Annotated in this window: 16 protein-coding genes and 1 pseudogene; 6 read left to right on the forward strand and 11 right to left on the reverse strand. The window is 60.6% G+C overall.

Features of this window, described 5'->3' with window-relative positions; translation table 11 throughout:
* Positions 1–59: 59 nt before the first annotated feature.
* Positions 60–719 (forward strand): dihydrofolate reductase family protein, encoded by a 660-nt coding sequence (locus ATB98_RS11300; RefSeq protein WP_066873544.1) that lies wholly within the window; start codon positions 60–62, stop codon positions 717–719.
* Positions 720–893: 174 nt separating this feature from the next.
* Positions 894–1,313, forward strand: coding sequence for a CBS domain-containing protein (locus ATB98_RS11305; RefSeq protein WP_066873547.1), 420 nt, complete (start codon positions 894–896; stop codon positions 1,311–1,313).
* Between the two features lie 107 nt (positions 1,314–1,420).
* Here ATB98_RS11305 and ATB98_RS11310 read toward each other — a convergent pair whose 3' ends face one another.
* A complete protein-coding gene (locus ATB98_RS11310; protein WP_066873550.1) occupies positions 1,421–1,684 on the reverse strand; it encodes a hypothetical protein in 264 nt (87 codons plus the stop codon).
* Between the two features lie 354 nt (positions 1,685–2,038).
* Here ATB98_RS11310 and ATB98_RS11315 point away from each other — a divergent pair, with 354 nt between their 5' ends.
* A complete protein-coding gene (locus ATB98_RS11315) occupies positions 2,039–2,671 on the forward strand; it encodes a TerC family protein (protein ID WP_066873553.1) in 633 nt (210 codons plus the stop codon).
* A gap of 448 nt (positions 2,672–3,119) precedes the next feature.
* Here ATB98_RS11315 and ATB98_RS11320 read toward each other — a convergent pair whose 3' ends face one another.
* The 4 genes from ATB98_RS11320 to ATB98_RS11335 all read right to left on the reverse strand — a co-directional run bounded on the left by ATB98_RS11320 (position 3,120) and on the right by ATB98_RS11335 (position 8,816).
* Positions 3,120–5,612, reverse strand: coding sequence for a mechanosensitive ion channel family protein (locus tag ATB98_RS11320; RefSeq protein WP_066873556.1), 2,493 nt, complete (start codon positions 5,610–5,612; stop codon positions 3,120–3,122).
* 269 nt (positions 5,613–5,881) lie between these two features.
* Positions 5,882–6,340: a GFA family protein gene (locus ATB98_RS11325; protein WP_066873559.1), complete on the reverse strand. Its 459-nt coding sequence runs from the start codon at positions 6,338–6,340 to the stop codon at positions 5,882–5,884.
* Positions 6,341–6,379: 39 nt separating this feature from the next.
* On the reverse strand, positions 6,380–6,940 hold the full coding sequence (locus ATB98_RS11330; protein ID WP_066873625.1) for a DUF924 family protein: 561 nt from the start codon (positions 6,938–6,940) through the stop codon (positions 6,380–6,382).
* 100 nt (positions 6,941–7,040) lie between these two features.
* On the reverse strand, positions 7,041–8,816 hold the full coding sequence (locus tag ATB98_RS11335) for an SLC13 family permease (RefSeq protein ID WP_066873562.1): 1,776 nt from the start codon (positions 8,814–8,816) through the stop codon (positions 7,041–7,043).
* Positions 8,817–9,219: 403 nt separating this feature from the next.
* Here ATB98_RS11335 and ATB98_RS11340 point away from each other — a divergent pair, with 403 nt between their 5' ends.
* Both ATB98_RS11340 and ATB98_RS11345 read left to right on the forward strand, forming a co-directional pair.
* Positions 9,220–9,504, forward strand: coding sequence for a hypothetical protein (locus ATB98_RS11340; RefSeq protein ID WP_066873565.1), 285 nt, complete (start codon positions 9,220–9,222; stop codon positions 9,502–9,504).
* A gap of 32 nt (positions 9,505–9,536) precedes the next feature.
* Positions 9,537–9,824, forward strand: coding sequence for a hypothetical protein (locus ATB98_RS11345; protein WP_066873568.1), 288 nt, complete (start codon positions 9,537–9,539; stop codon positions 9,822–9,824).
* A gap of 41 nt (positions 9,825–9,865) precedes the next feature.
* Here ATB98_RS11345 and ATB98_RS11350 read toward each other — a convergent pair whose 3' ends face one another.
* The 3 genes from ATB98_RS11350 to ATB98_RS11360 all read right to left on the reverse strand — a co-directional run bounded on the left by ATB98_RS11350 (position 9,866) and on the right by ATB98_RS11360 (position 11,381).
* Positions 9,866–10,204 (reverse strand): DUF1515 family protein, encoded by a 339-nt coding sequence (locus ATB98_RS11350; RefSeq protein ID WP_066873571.1) that lies wholly within the window; start codon positions 10,202–10,204, stop codon positions 9,866–9,868.
* Positions 10,197–10,448 (reverse strand): hypothetical protein, encoded by a 252-nt coding sequence (locus ATB98_RS29970; RefSeq protein WP_066873575.1) that lies wholly within the window; start codon positions 10,446–10,448, stop codon positions 10,197–10,199. The genes ATB98_RS11350 and ATB98_RS29970 overlap by 8 nt, the downstream gene beginning before the upstream one ends.
* Positions 10,449–10,568: 120 nt before the next feature.
* Positions 10,569–11,381 carry a lysozyme family protein gene (locus ATB98_RS11360; RefSeq protein WP_066873578.1) on the reverse strand — a complete coding sequence of 271 codons (813 nt, stop codon included), beginning with the start codon at positions 11,379–11,381 and terminating at the stop codon, positions 10,569–10,571.
* Positions 11,382–11,494: 113 nt separating this feature from the next.
* On the opposite strand from ATB98_RS11360, the gene ATB98_RS11365 reads away from it, so the two are divergent.
* A complete protein-coding gene (locus tag ATB98_RS11365; RefSeq protein WP_066873581.1) occupies positions 11,495–12,154 on the forward strand; it encodes a class I SAM-dependent methyltransferase in 660 nt (219 codons plus the stop codon).
* Between the two features lie 453 nt (positions 12,155–12,607).
* Here ATB98_RS11365 and ATB98_RS11370 read toward each other — a convergent pair whose 3' ends face one another.
* The 3 genes and pseudogenes from ATB98_RS11370 to ATB98_RS29975 all read right to left on the reverse strand — a co-directional run.
* The gene (locus ATB98_RS11370) at positions 12,608–13,366 is read right to left on the reverse strand and encodes a TylF/MycF/NovP-related O-methyltransferase (protein ID WP_066873584.1); all 759 of its coding nucleotides are present in this window, start codon (positions 13,364–13,366) and stop codon (positions 12,608–12,610) included.
* 130 nt (positions 13,367–13,496) lie between these two features.
* Complete coding sequence (locus tag ATB98_RS11375; RefSeq protein WP_066873587.1) at positions 13,497–14,105, reverse strand: hypothetical protein; 609 nt, start codon at positions 14,103–14,105, stop codon at positions 13,497–13,499.
* 177 nt (positions 14,106–14,282) lie between these two features.
* Positions 14,283–14,549, reverse strand: a pseudogene (locus ATB98_RS29975) (transposase domain-containing protein); the annotation flags it as partial.

Here is a 14,549-nt window from a genome sequence, read left to right on the forward strand (position 1 = left end):
CGGCACCCGCGGCCGTCAAACGTCCTGGACCAGGTTGAGTGGCAATCGAGGAGAACGCAATGAGAAAGATCATCGTCGGAGCATTCGTGAGTCTTGACGGGGTCATGCAGGCGCCTGGCGGGCCGCACGAGGATCCGGTCGGCGGTTTTGCCCACGGGGGCTGGGCCGCCCCTTATTTCGACGAGACAATGGGAGAGGCCGTGGGCGAGATGTTCGCCCAGCCGTTTGATCTTCTGCTTGGCCGCAAGACCTACGACATTTTTGCTGCGCACTGGCCCTATGTCGCCGCCGACGACCCGATCGGCCCCCTGTTCGATCGCATCACGAAATTCGTCGCGACGCGCAATCCCGATTTGAAGCTCGATTGGCAGAACAGCCGGACCCTCGGCATGGATGCGGTCGCCGCGCTCAGGGGGCTGAAAGACGAGGACGGTCCGAATCTGCTGACGCAAGGGTCGACCGATTTCCTGCAAACTCTTTTGCGCAACGATCTCGTCGACGAGATGTACGTGTCGCTTTTTCCCCTCGTACTCGGAAAGGGCAAAAGACTATTCGGTAGTGGGACCATGCCGGCGGCGTTGAAACTGGTCAGCTCGAAAGTTTCCGGAACCGGGGTCACGATCAATAAATACGTCCGCGGTGGCCCGGTCGTCACGGGGTCGTTCGAATTCGATCAACCGACCGAGGCGGAATTGGAACGGCGGCGGAAGCTGACGTGACGACCATTCGATTCCAGCGTCACGCCCGACGGAAGGAAGTACCCGTATCGCTTTATGCACCTGCGCGGCCGTCCTTGACTGCGGTCGCAGAATTCTCGTTTCGGCCGCCGATATCAACGATTGGCCACGATTTTTCGCGTATAATAGGTCTGTAGCTGATCGTGGGAGGGTACCATGAGAACCGAAGAAGCTATGCATCCTGGCGTGCGTTGGATCGGACCGGAAACGGATTTGCGCACGGTCGCGCGCATCATGAAAGACGAAGATATCGGCGCACTGCCCGTCGGCGAAAACGATCGTCTGATCGGGATGGTAACGGATCGCGACATCACGCTGCGCGCTTTGGCCAACGGTCACGACGTCTCCGAGCTCACGGCCCGTGACGTGATGACAAGGGACATCGTCTATTGCCGCACCACCGAGTCCGTCGAGGACGCCATTCATCTGATGGAAACGAGAAAGATCCGGCGCCTGCCGGTGATCAACGAGCAGAAAAGAATGGTCGGCATGCTGTCGCTGGGCGACATTTCTCACTGCACCAGCCAGCAACTGACAGGCGAATTGGTGAAGGCCGTCACCGGCCATCACGCGTGAGACGCGTGCTGCACGTCCTCATCAGGGCCAGGGGCGTGCGGCAATTCAAAGTCCTGCAGCGATCTTCGCGCGCCCGAAAAGATGCGCGGCGCTGTAGGGGCTTGCGCCTACTTCACTATGACCGAGCCGTTGACGATTTCCATCGTCTCTTCGCCCTGAAGACCGATGCGGTCGCCGTTTGGCGCGGTGACGAAGCAGCCGCTCGGGCAGATCATTTCCGTCGCGCCGGCATCGATGGCCACCTCCATCCGGCTCTCGCCCTCGACGATCACCAGCACGGCGGTCTCGCCATCTTTGTTGGTGACCATCGCGCCCTCCGCCGCACTGCTGATCAGCATGCTACAGAACAAGGCAGCAAAAACTGTCCTCATTTGTCCCTCGGCGCACCGCGCCGCCCCCCTTTGCCAGTCACCTTTTCGTCCTTTGACGAACTCGCGGGCATCCTCAGCAAAGCAACCTAAACGGCAGCAAGAAGAATTGCATTCCCTTTTTATGACTGGTCCGCTGAACTGGCCCTGGACGACCCGTCGACCGCCGTCCCGGTGCCCGGACCATGCGCGATTTGCCTGGCCCCGCACAGGTTCCGGCATGCGAGGAGATGGAACGATCAGCGCAATATATTTTGGGTGAGACGCCGCTGCCCCTTGATCCGCCGAATGTTCGCGGTTTATGCGTTTGCCACGCCGGCAGGCGTTTCGGGGATATAGGGGAAAGGATCACCGCTTATGGAACTTCTTACGTCCGCCGGCTTATTGGCGCTTTTCCAGGTCATCGTCATCGATCTCGTGCTTGCCGGGGATAACGCAGTCGTTATCGGCTTGGCGGCAGCCGGTCTGCCGATCGAACAGCGCAAGAAAGCGATCCTGGTCGGCATTCTCGCTGCCACCGCGCTTCGTATCGTACTTGCCACCTTCACGGTCCAGCTTCTTGCCATTATCGGCCTTCTCCTCGCGGGCGGCCTTCTTTTGCTTTGGGTCTGCTGGAAAATGTGGCGCGAAATTCGTTCAGGCGGACACGAAGAGGCTGGGCTGGACGCGGCCAATGCACCGAAGAAGACTTTCCGGCAGGCCGCTACGCAGATCGTGGTCGCCGACGTCTCGATGTCGCTCGACAACGTTCTGGCGGTCGCGGGTGCAGCCCGCGAACATCCGACTATCCTTGTCTTCGGCCTGATGCTCTCGATCGCCCTGATGGGGGTTGCCGCAAGCTTCATTGCCCGGCTGCTGAGCCGGTACCACTGGATCGCCTATGTCGGCTTGGCAATTATCCTCTACGTTGCAGTCGATATGATCTATCGCGGCGCCTTGGAGGTATGGCCCCACGTCGCGCCCGTCGCTCAGGCATTAGCTGGCCTCTAACGGCTGAGTGAAGCTGCCATTTGCGCTGACCTCGATCGTGATGATCTTTGGCAAATGACCGGGATTGTCGCGATCGTTGGCAGCGGCGCATCGCCGCAAAAGCGCCGCGCCGCTGGCGCATCGGCCCGTATAGCTCGATGCGCCGATTCAACGCGTTACAGCGACCATTGTGCGTCCTGAAGGACGCACGGCGCTGTTGAGCATTTTGCAGCCAGGTGGATCACCGGGCGTCGCACAAATGCGGCAATTGCATGACGCCGAGAGCGGTGGCGCGAACGCATGTGAGCGCATCGCGCTGTAACACGGCGCCGCGCTCGTCCAAATAGGCTCGCGACAGCATCGAGTTATTCGGTTCTTTGTCCTTGGACCTGTGGGTTGGGGGTGCTCAGGGAGCTATCGACGGCCGTCGCCACGCCTGCCACTGCGCCGGCTATCGTCCTCGCTTTGCTCAGGAGCGACCTCTGCCATTTCGTTCCCGACCGTCCCCTCCACGGGCTATCGAAGGGTCGGTTTCTTCCGGCAGCGCCGCCTCCGGCGTCACATCCTCGATCTTCATCGGGAACGGCGCGCCGATCCCCTCGTCGCGGAAACGCTCGTAGATCGCGACGCGAAGATCATTGCGCACCCCCCCCGCCGTCAAAACGTCGGCAACGTAGATCCGCAGTTCGAAGTTCATCCGCTCGTCGCCGAACGCGGTGAAACTGACATTGGGTGCAGGATTCTTGAGGACCTTGGGATGAGCTGCGGCGATTTCATCCAGGACCTGGATCACCCGGCGGGGGTCGCTCGCATAGGTCACGGTGACCGCGATTTCCGAACGGCCAAGCTTGTTGCGGTGCGTCCAGTTTCCGACCGATGCGTTGATGAGCAGCGAATTCGGCATCATGATCGACTGGTGTTGGAAGGTTTCTATCTCGGTTGCGCGCACCGAGATGCGGCGAACGAAACCTTCGGTCGTGCCGCTGACGATCCAGTCCCCAACCTTGAAAGGTCGCTCGACCAGAAGGATCAGGCCCGACACGAAGTTGGAGACGATATTCTGCAGGCCGAAGCCGACGCCGAGCGAAAGGGCGCCGGCAACGAGCGCCAGGCTCGACAGGTCGATACCCGCGGCTGACAAGCCGATCAGTCCGGCAACCCCGAGACCGATGTAGCCGATGCCGGTGCGAATGGAGTTGCGCACGCCGGCGTCGACGCGGCTGCGCGCCATGATGTTGCCGTCGATCCAACGCTGGACCCAGCGCGTTGCGACAAAGCCGAACGCAAAGAAGAATACGCCGGCCAGGATCCCAACCAGCGAAATGGTGATCGTGCCGATCCGTATCTCCGTGACCAGCCGATAGGCCCAGGCTTCGATGTCGGCGATCTGGAAGCCCCATTGCAGCAGGATCAGCGGAATAAAAAAGACCAGGACGAGCGCATAGATGCCGAGACCGGCGGCAAGGCCGATCTGGTCCAGCGCAACTTGCTCCAGGTTGAAGCGTCGCTCCAGATAGCGGCCGGCTATTGTCTCGGCGAAGGCGCCCTGCTTGGACACCGATCGTCCCGTCAGGACGCCGATATAGACCATCACCAGGATCGCGCCGGTGATGATGATCTGCGTGGCAATGAAGCGCGCCAGACCGACGTAACCCGACAGCGCGATGGCGATAAGCGCCCCGCCCATCAAGAGCAGCGAGAGGGAGATGGCGCGAGGCCAGGGACGACCGGGCGCATCGAAGGGCTCGTCCGGCCGAAGCGTCGGACGGATCCAGGCCAGAGACATGAGGATAAGGCCGATGATGATCGATGCGAGGAAGCTCCTCGCAACCGTCATCACCACCGGTGAGCCAAGAGCCTCACCGATGCTGCCGAGCAGATAGTCGAGACCATTGACCAGGGCCATGGCGAAAATCGGGGCCATCAGCCTGCGCGCGCCGCGATCCGATACGCGCACCAGGCGCCAGTTCGACCGCTTGGGTGAAAGCACGGCATTGGAGAGCTTGGTGACGAAGGAGAGCGCGACGATCATGCCGAGCGTGACGGCGATGATCGGCGCGATATCCGGGCGCAAAACGTTGAAAGTGCTGAGGAAGAAGTAGCTGGACGTTCCGAAGGCGGTGAGCGCCATGGTCGGAATGAGGGTCGACCAGAAAGCCAGCGAAAGTTGCCGGAAATAGGTGGGCTCCTCTTCCTCCTCTTCCTCATGGCGCAGGAGAAAGGGCGAGAAAAGCCTATAGCTGCCGACGAGGAAGATCAGCGCCGCGCAGAGCGAAAGACCGATCGCACTGAGGAATGGTACGCGCTTGTAGTTCCAGGCAAACGTCAGCCAACTGCTGATGCTGCGCCATAGCGCCTTGCTTTCGTCGACGGTCGCCGTGATCGCCTCGCTCAACATCGCGGCGGAGACGTCCGTGTGTTTCAACAGGGTGTTGGAGAAGAGTGCGCGGCGCGTGGCAGTGATGCCGTTGGCGAGCTTCTTCGACTCGATCGACAGGTTTTCCGCTCTTCCGGTAAGGGCGTTGATCGCCCCACGCTCGGCGAGCAGACGCTTTCGCTCCTCGGCGATGACCGCCGCTTCGGGCGGCTGCCCCTCGCCCGGCGGCTCGCCGAGTTCGTCAAGTCGGGCCTTTATCTCGTCGAGCCGCGGCCGCGTCGCGACTGATGCCGCGATGATCTGCTTGGAAAGCTCATCGACCTGCACCTTGAGTTCGGCAAGCCGGGTGTCGTCTTCTTTGGCGCCCTCGACATGATCCATGAGCCGCTTGAGTTCACGTTCGGCCTGCTTGAGCTGTTCTTCCGCCGGGGGCAGCACCGGAGAGGCGGCCGCTGCCTGGTCGGCGACCTCTGCCTGCGGGGTCGGCTGCGGCTGCTGTGCCGCTGCCCGTCCGGCTTCACCGAGCGTAAGCGCAGCGAGCCACGCAGCGATCAAGAGAGCGGTCAACTTTCCAAAGCGATGCAACGCGATATCCTTTGCAATCCGGAATGGCAGCCCAGCGGAATCGCTCGAGCAGCCGCTATCGTCCGGTCTGCATAAGCAACACGGCAAAAAGATGCAAAGCCAAGCCGAAGCGGATGGATTTGCACCCGCACTGTCGCAAGTTGCTCTACGGCCGAGAAGCCGGAGCGGCGAACAGGCACAGGCCTCGCGAGTGAGACGACCGGCCGGGAAATCGCTTCCGACGGCGGCTCACCTCGATCGATGCACCCGATCCGCCACTTCGTTGATTGTCACGGCTTCGGTGCCCCGCTCGCATATTCCTGCAGCAGGCCTTCATAGTCCTCGAGGGCTGGAACCGCCGCGTAGCTATGAACTGCTGGCGTGGTCGCCCAAGGCAGTTTCTCGCTCGTCCAGGTCTCGATAAACGGCGTGAACCAAGAGGCATCCTCAAGCATGGTTGCGCGAAGATTGACGAACCAATCCATGCCCTCCGGCCGAGTGAACATCCAGCTCAGGCAATAAGGGCAGAAATAATGACGTGTCGCGCCGTGGAGGCCGCCGATGACCGGCTCGCCTTCCGTCACTTCAAAACCCTCGCTCGGGATCGCGACACTCAGCGAGAACGCACTGGCAGTCATCCGCTGGCAGCCCGTGCAATGGCACGCCATGGTGAGAAGCGGCTGCGCACTTACCTTGAAGCGCACCCGCCCGCAGCGGCATCCGCCCTCCCACGGGCAACTTACCGACACCCATTGGTTCCCTCCCTTGTCAACAAAACACTGATAGACCTAAAACCCCGCCCCCGGCTGGGCGAGGTATTGCACCTCGGCGGGCGTCGACGTCCGGGCCAGAATCGCATTGCGATGAGGGAACCGGCCAAAGCGCTCGATCACTTCCCGATGGCGGATGGCATAGTCGAGATAGTTGGCATCGCCGAGCGCGGTGAAAAGCTTCACGGCCATCGTCTGGTCCGTCAGATTCTCGGAATGCTCGAAAGGCATATAGAAAAACGCGCGCCATTCCGTCGGCACCGCCATGTCGGCGCCGGTGCCGACGGCGAGCTTTGCCTCCCTGAGCGCCAGGCAATCGGTTGCGAAGGCGAGCGGCGAGCCGCGATACATGTTGCGCGGCAACTGGTCGAACAGGATGACGGCGGCAAGCAGGTTGCGAGGGTTTTCCCGCCAGACGTCGTCCAGCTTCCTCGAAAGAGCCAGATGCGACGCCTGAAAACGCTGCACGCACTGCTGATCGACTTCGGGATTGGGCGTAAACCAATGGTCGTAGGAAAGCTCCGTAAACCAGAACTTCAGCACCTCTTCCGGCGTGCAGATCTCGATCTTGTCAATCATCGACGCCTCGGGCCTCCTTTGGGTGGACGGGTTCCTCTTCACATAGGAAGCGATCATGCCGTTTCCACCGAGGACGGCAACACCGCCACCGCAGCGCGCGTTACCGAAGCGGCCATACCCACATCAGCATCGGCACGGCAACCAGAACGATGACGATCGACAAAGGCAGGCCGAGGCGCGGATAGTCGCTGAAGCGGTAGCCGCCGGGGCCCATCACCAAAGTGTTGCATTGGTGGCCGATCGGCGTGAGGAAATCCGAGCCGGCACCGATCGCCACCGCCATGAGGAAGGCATCGGGCCGGTAGTCGAGCGCCGTCGCGAAGCTTGCGGCGATCGGCGCCATGACGAGAACGGTGGCTGCATTGTTGAGGAAGGGCGTTACGGCCATTGCCGCGATGAGGATGAGGGCGAGCGCGCCCGCGGGAGGCAGCCCTGAGGCGATGCCGCTGAGCCAGCGGGCGATGAGATCCGACCCTCCGGTCGTGCGCAAGGTGTCGCTGACCGGAATCAGCGTCGCCAGCATGACGAGGATCGGCCCGTCGACGGCGCGATAGACGTCGCGCAGCGGAATGACGCGGAAAACGACCATGGCAAGCGCGGCCGCAAAGAACGCCACGGAGATCGGCACGACGCCGAAGGCGGTCGCGCTCATGGCAGCTCCGAGGACGAACAGCGGCACCGTCGCGCGCCGGATCGTGCCAAGCAGGATTTCGCGCTGGGCCAACGGCAAGCAGCCGAAGTCCTGCAGGAAGGACGGCAATTCCCGCCGCGTTCCCTGCAGCACGACGATATCGCCGGCCTGCAGCCTGATGCTGCCGAGCCGCTGCTTCAGCCGTTCGCCCTGGCGGCTGACGGCGAGCAGGTTGACGTTGTAATTGTTGAACAGCGCCAGGCGCTGCGCCGACATGCCGATGAGCGGCGAGCCGGTCGCGATCACGGCCTCGATCGCCTCGATTTCCGATCCCGCCTTGTCGCTCGGCGTCGGCGACCGATCGCCGGACATCCTGAGCTTCGCCTGGGAAACGATGCGGTCGAGTGCGGCCGGCCCGCCCTCCAGGAGGAGGACATCATCGAGTTCGATAACGACATCGGGCAGCGGTGCCAGATGCGTGCCGCGACGGAACACCGCGATGACGACAGCGCCGCCGTCGCCGAGCTTGACCAGGTTGCTCAGAGGCCTGCCGATCACCGGCGACCCGGCGGGGACGACGGCTTCCGCGGTATAATCCGTGATCTCGATCGCCTGATGCACCGCGACCTGCTGACTCTTGCGCTCCGGCACCAGCCGGTAGGCAAAGAGCAAGAACACTGCGCCGACCAGAGCCAGCGAAGCGCCGACCGGCGTGAAGTCGAACATGGTGAAGCTCTCGCCCGTCAGGTCCGCACGCACCCGGGATACGACCACGTTCGGCGACGTCCCGACCTGCGTCATCAGCCCGCCAATCAGTGAGCCGAAGGCCATCGGCATGAGGAAGACGGAAGGCTGCACGTTGGAGCGGCGGGCGAACTGGAAGGCGACGGGGATCATGATCGCCAGCGCCCCGATGTTCTTGATGAACGCGGAAAGCGCCGTGACGGTGATGACGAGAAGGGCAAGCTGTGCCCTGACCGACTGCAAATCCGGCAGAAACCGCTGGATCGCCACGTCGACCACGCCCGAACGTGCAACGCCCGCACTGACGATCAATGCGCTACCGACGATGATGACGATGTCATCGCTGAACCCGTCAAAGGCGTGATCGTAGGGGACGATGCCGACGGCGACCGAAAGCATCAACGCCGAACAGGCGACAAGGTCGTAGCGAAAACGGTCCCATATGAAAAAGACCATCATGGTGCCGAGAACGAGAAAGGAGAGAGCCTGTTCGGCAGTCATCGGGCAATCACCTGAAACAGCGGCTGGTGGGACCAGGACATTCACTACGTTCCCGCAAAACCTTGAGACCTATGGAGGTTAGCTCGTCCGTCCATACCGCCCGGCGGGCGCCGCGTCTACATTCTTGAAAAGCATACGCGATGGAACCGGCATTTGGCAGTGGCATGAGAAAGCGCACTTATCGGGGGCATACCGAAACTTTTCGTCTTGCTGCTCGTGGTTGAAGGAAGAAGCCGAATGATGCTGCATTCGAGGAGCAGCAGATTCGCACCATCGAAACGACGGCGCAAGCGCGGCCGCCCGGATGCCTCCTTGAACTGGTTCCGATTTAAGGAGAGAATTGTCCGCCTTTTGCAGCGACTTTGCCCAGCCGAATGGATGCGGGCGCTGTCGGAGCACGCCTATGAAGATCGCCTTGCCCACTCTTTGCGCCGTGCTCGTGGCCAGCGGCTGCACATCGACGCCCACGGTCGGTTACGGACCTAACCTTGAGCCGATCCCCGGCAGCATCACCTATGGCGGGCAACCGCGAACGAAGCTGACAAAGGCGCCGGTCGGCAGCATCGTACCGCATCGCTTCTTCGACGATTTCGGTCGTCGGGTCTCGGAAACTTATGTGATAGACGAGGACCGCTCGCTGCGGTTGATAAGCCGCCGCATAGACTACGACCTTCCGAGCGATAGATAAGCGACTCGGAGCCTGTGCCGCGGAGGTTTGCCATGAAGCATGTCTTGCCCGCCCTCTATGCCCTGCTTTTGCTCAGCGGCTGCGAAGCCACCACCACCGTCGGCTATTCGCCCTATCTCGAGCCGATTCCCGGCAGCATCACCTATGGCGGCCAGCCGCGAACCCGGCTGACCAAGGCGCCCGTGGGCAGCATCGTGCCGCATCAGTTCATCGACCAATACGGCCGCCGCGTCTACGAAACCTACGTCATCGAGCCGGACCGGTCGCTGCGGCTGGTCAACCGGCGGTATCGCGACTTTCCGCTTTTCGACGACGACTGAGCTTCGCCGAACGACGGCTGGCGGCGCATTGGCGGCGGGTGTCACCCGGCCTTGAGCAGGATCGCTGCTCGTTTCGCAACGTCGGCAAAGGTCGCACCGAGCGCCGCGCCGGCGATGCCGATGACGCCAAGCGCGCCCATGCCCATCAGCTTCCACCGGCGCACGTCCTCGGTCACGGGCTTCATCTCGGCGATGTCGTCCTTGACGAGCATCATCGATGCCTCGAGCGTTCGCATGCGCTCCACGAGCTCGTCCATTCTCCGGGTCATCGACAGGCGGCCCGCGTCGGACCTGTCTTCCGACCGGCGCAGATCCTCGCGCAGGTTCTTCACCTCGGCGACCAACGTCCCGAGCTGCTGATGAACGCGGGCCTCAATCATCGCTGCGCTCTCCGTGTCTCGCACATTCCGCTCTCGTCCAGACGGACGCGGCGCAGAGGCCGACCACTGTGCGGTCGATCCGGCGCTGGTCGGCCGCCGTGGCGCCGCGTGCGCCGACGAGCTCAGTGCCTACGACGTTGCGAAGGCCGCTCACATCTGCCGGCCCCGAAATTCCACAACCCGCCAGCAGAAGAGCAGGCATCATAGTCAAGGCGCTTTGCGTCAGCGCGCGTCGCTGCTTCATTGTTTTGCCTTTCGATTGAGTTGCGCACCCCTTGTGCGGCGTCCGCGCGGATCTCGTGCACGATCCAGGAGAGAGCCGCGAGCAGAAGCGCGCCGGCGAACAGATGGCCCCGGGACAGCGTCATCGCTTGAGTCCCAGAGCCTCGCGAACCGCCGGCATGGACGAGATCGCGTAAACGGCAAAGCTGATGATCGTTACCAGGATCGCAAGCTGGACCCGCCAGTCCAGCGCTACGAGGTTCAGTTCCTTGAGCGCGGTCACGATGGTGCCGCCGGCCGTCAACAGCCACGTCCAGAAGCGGCCGGAGCGCGCAACCGGCTTGCGCGGTCTTGCCGCCCGCCCTGGCGCCGCTTCGCTCGCCCGACCCGCCTCTCGTTCCTGTGCGCTGCCGGCAGCCAGGGCTGCGCGAAGCACCGCCTCGAACCGCTCCGGCCGCACCAGCGCCCTGTTGCGCCCGTCCCCCGCATAATAGGACTGCCCGCGCCGCACCCGCCGACGATCGCCGTCGGTATCGACAAGAACCGGCAACGACGCCCATTCCATCGCTAGGCGCTTTGCGAATTCGGCGAGGCCGATCTCACCGGCAACGAAGGCGGCAAAGCCGCGGCGGTTCAGGAGATGATGGGCGAGGCTGTCCTGAAGCGCCGGGTCGAAGAGCACGTCTCTGTGCAGCGACGGCAGTTCCTTCAACAGCCCCACCAACGTCGCCCGCATGACTTGATAAGCGCCCGCCGCACTCGACCCATGCGCCCTGGACCACGTCTTCTGCGCATCGATCACCTCCCCCACCGTCATCGCCGTCAGCGGCTTCGGCAGGCTGTCCTGTTTGTGGGCATAGATCACATCATAAGACGCGCGACCGCCACTGCCGACTTCAGTCTCCCGAATGAAGTCAAGCAGGATCGCCGCGCCGGGAGGCACGGTGTTGTTCATGAATCACCTTTGCTGTTGGGGAAGGTTGCAGCGGAATGCGCCACGCTTGACAGGAATTGCCGCTGGACTATGGCTTCTTTGACTTCCGATTGAGACCAGAGAGCCATACAAACATGTTCAAATCGAAAATGAAGCGGACGGCGAAGAGAATCTCACGCCGTCCGCTTAACGCGATGCTTGCGGAGTTCGTGCGGGCAATTCCCGAAGGGAGCCGCGTGCTCAACATTGGATCCGGTGGCGAAGTGATGGATGTCATCAAAAAAGCCATGCGCCCACATGTTCAGATCGTCAGCACGGATATTGATCCGGCACGAAAGCCAGACGTTGTCGACGATATCACTGACACGAAAATTGATCCTGAGTCATTCGATTACATCATCTGCGCCGAGGTGATGGAACACGTGAATGAACCTTTCAAAGCCGCGGAAAACATACACAACATACTCCGACACGGCGGCAAAGCATTCGTGTCAACTCCGTTCCAGTTTCCGCTCCACGACGCCCCTTATGATTACTTCAGGTACACTGAATTCGGCCTCAAGAATATATTCAACAGATTCCGCGTCGCAGAGGTTCGGCCGCGCGGCACTTGGGGCTCGGCCATACTCCTATTGGTCTTGCGCAGCCTTTGGTTTGGGGATAGACGGATCGATGCCGCAGTTCATCTCATGATCCTTTGGAACCTACCGCTGATCTTGATCCTGCGGCCTCTTCTGGGAACCACAAAAACACCCTATCTGTGCTCCGGCTTTGTCTGCAATCTGGAGAAATGACCGCACTGTTGTCAGCTTTTAGCCTATGCGAGGACAGCCGGGCTCGGCGCCAAAGATAACGCGATTGCGCTCTCCTCGACTCCCTATGCCCCTTACCTCAATGGAGTATCTCGTTGTTCGCCCGATCCTGGGCTTCCGCAGATACTGCCGAGAGAGAGAAAGTGCTTGGCGCGGAGTACATTGATATGGTTCCCGATAACGCTGTCGGTAATATCGCCGCGGTCTGTATTCATCATAGTACCGTGGACGATAGTCATCGTAGTAGCGTGGGCCGCCGGGACCGATATAGAGCTCGAAGTCTTGAGGAAAGCCTGCCGTGGGCGCGGTCATCGACATGGCGATTGTCGCCGCTGCGAGAAAGAGCTTGAATGATGTGCCTGCCATCTTGGTCTCCTCTTGGTGTTGTGATAACCAATTGTAGAGCTTCAATGATGAACGCAGGCAAAACGTTCCTTACTGCTTTATCATCAGCCCTTGCCCGGTCGGTAAAGTCAATATTGACTGCCCATGAACGGCAGCAAACTTGTTCCACATGGCATTCTGCTCTTCACACCCGATGAAGGCGTAGTCATCGAGTACAATGGCAGCGCCCGGGACGACCTTATCCCAAACGCGATCGATGCACTCCTTCTCGTATCGCGCAACATTGAGGTCAATCGAGAGATAGGCGATCTTCTCGATCGGCACACCTTCAAGCGTATTCGGCAGAAATCCCTTAACCAGAATTGCATTGTCGAATTTCGAAAAGTTGCGATTTGCTATGTCGAAGACATCAAAGTAGATGCCGGCGTTCCGCTGCTTCGCTCGCGCTGCTTCCCTGGCAGTCATCTCCCCGTCGGGAATTCCAGCGAAGGTATCAAACAGCCAGAACTTCCGATCGAGAGCGCCGAAGTCGAGATACTCACAAACTGTCATCGACAGCAGCCCAGCGTTTACACCAAACTCGACGAAATCACCTTCAAGCTTCAACGCGCGCTGTGCGGCAAAGCAGCAGGTGTGGGCCCTCCAACGGACGTCAGGGACCCGCTTTCGCTTGGCCCAGGCCTCCCTGTTACCTGCTTCCGCAAACTTCCACGCGGCCGCGAATTTTGTTTCCGTCATGAACTCGATATTCTTGTTCATGACCCGAAAGCCGTCTGCCTTGTAGCCAGGCAGTGAATCCTCACCGTTGGCTAGAAAGCGCAATCGTTTCTTGAATTCGCGGATGCCCATTGCAACGTACCCGTCCGGTGAGCACCGCAGGTGCCTGAGGTCATTTACCTGAGCGTACGCTAAACCGTTGCTCAGGCTCCGTTATGGACAATGACGGCATCGCTGCTGTCAAAAGCAAGCTCTCCGGCACCTAGTGAAGCAACTTCTTACGCCGACGCGGGTCGTCTTTGCATTCGAAACGCTTTTTTGCTGCGCTCAAGATCACATCGGCATCCGCGTTCCACTCTTCAGAATCGAGCCCGAAAGGGTCCGAAAGCGCCTGTCGCAAGTTTAGTATTTTCACGAGCACGGAACGGGCGGCGGGCTGCGATGCATTCGCAAAATCACAGAAGATATTGAGTAGTCTACAACCCACCTCGTTATCTTGGAACTTGGCCAAGTATACATCAGCGAGGTGAATAGGTGCCATTCTGCTCCCTGACCAACCCAAGTCCCGATCCGATAATATGAGCTCTCGGACTAGGGACCGGTAACGCTCTATAAGGCCAAGGTACCTGCAAAGCGCCTTCAGAGCCAGTTCCCCGTGAACATGGCGATCCGCGCCATGCATGTAATTCTCGACGAGTTCCGCATCTGATGAATTGCCGCAGAAGCCGACAATATACAGAGCAGAGGCGATATCGCCGCTTCCTTTCCTAAGAACTTCCCTCGCTAGCTCGACTTCCGCGGGGCTCACGGTGCCCTCTGCGACACCTTGAGCACGATCACATATAGCGGACAGGTCGACGATTTTACTCATAATCTTCTTCCATTCACGGTCTTGCTTCTGTCTTCGTAGCGGTCAGCATTTTGCCAGTCAGCTTCTCCCAAAAAAATGCGTTACTCGAGAGTTGGTAGTCCCTATATACGTCGGCGTGGAGCGGGCCAAATCACCCGAGTTGACCCTACCAGCGGCGGCTCCTTCCAACGATGCCATCCAGTTCCAAGGGAGCAGGTCCTCGACCCTGGAAATGGGCGTGTCGGCAATACGGGCGAGAACATCGGCAAGCCAGGCCTGCGGATCGACGTCGTTGAGCTTGGCGGTCATGATCAGTGTCGCCATGAAGGCGGCGCGATCGGCACCTCGATCGGAGCCGGCAAAGAGCCATGACTTTCTGCCGAGAGCCATTGCCCGTTCATTCTGCCCATGTCGGTCAGGAATTGGTGGTTCATTACCGTTGGCATCCCTATTTTGGCCACAAGG

This window comes from Sinorhizobium saheli (assembly GCF_001651875.1).
Lineage (GTDB): Bacteria > Pseudomonadota > Alphaproteobacteria > Rhizobiales > Rhizobiaceae > Sinorhizobium > Sinorhizobium saheli.

Coding starts and splice junctions, on each gene's coding strand:
- ATB98_RS11300 (WP_066873544.1), top strand. CDS start 60: ATGAGAAAGATCATCGTCGGAGCATTCGTGAGTCTTGACGGGGTCATG.
- ATB98_RS11305 (WP_066873547.1), top strand. CDS start 894: ATGAGAACCGAAGAAGCTATGCATCCTGGCGTGCGTTGGATCGGACCG.
- ATB98_RS11310 (WP_066873550.1), bottom strand. CDS start 1,684: ATGAGGACAGTTTTTGCTGCCTTGTTCTGTAGCATGCTGATCAGCAGT.
- ATB98_RS11315 (WP_066873553.1), top strand. CDS start 2,039: ATGGAACTTCTTACGTCCGCCGGCTTATTGGCGCTTTTCCAGGTCATC.
- ATB98_RS11330 (WP_066873625.1), bottom strand. CDS start 6,940: ATGATTGACAAGATCGAGATCTGCACGCCGGAAGAGGTGCTGAAGTTC.
- ATB98_RS11335 (WP_066873562.1), bottom strand. CDS start 8,816: ATGACTGCCGAACAGGCTCTCTCCTTTCTCGTTCTCGGCACCATGATG.
- ATB98_RS11340 (WP_066873565.1), top strand. CDS start 9,220: ATGAAGATCGCCTTGCCCACTCTTTGCGCCGTGCTCGTGGCCAGCGGC.
- ATB98_RS11345 (WP_066873568.1), top strand. CDS start 9,537: ATGAAGCATGTCTTGCCCGCCCTCTATGCCCTGCTTTTGCTCAGCGGC.
- ATB98_RS11350 (WP_066873571.1), bottom strand. CDS start 10,204: ATGATTGAGGCCCGCGTTCATCAGCAGCTCGGGACGTTGGTCGCCGAG.
- ATB98_RS29970 (WP_066873575.1), bottom strand. CDS start 10,448: ATGAAGCAGCGACGCGCGCTGACGCAAAGCGCCTTGACTATGATGCCT.
- ATB98_RS11360 (WP_066873578.1), bottom strand. CDS start 11,381: ATGAACAACACCGTGCCTCCCGGCGCGGCGATCCTGCTTGACTTCATT.
- ATB98_RS11365 (WP_066873581.1), top strand. CDS start 11,495: ATGTTCAAATCGAAAATGAAGCGGACGGCGAAGAGAATCTCACGCCGT.
- ATB98_RS11370 (WP_066873584.1), bottom strand. CDS start 13,366: ATGGGCATCCGCGAATTCAAGAAACGATTGCGCTTTCTAGCCAACGGT.
- ATB98_RS11375 (WP_066873587.1), bottom strand. CDS start 14,105: ATGAGTAAAATCGTCGACCTGTCCGCTATATGTGATCGTGCTCAAGGT.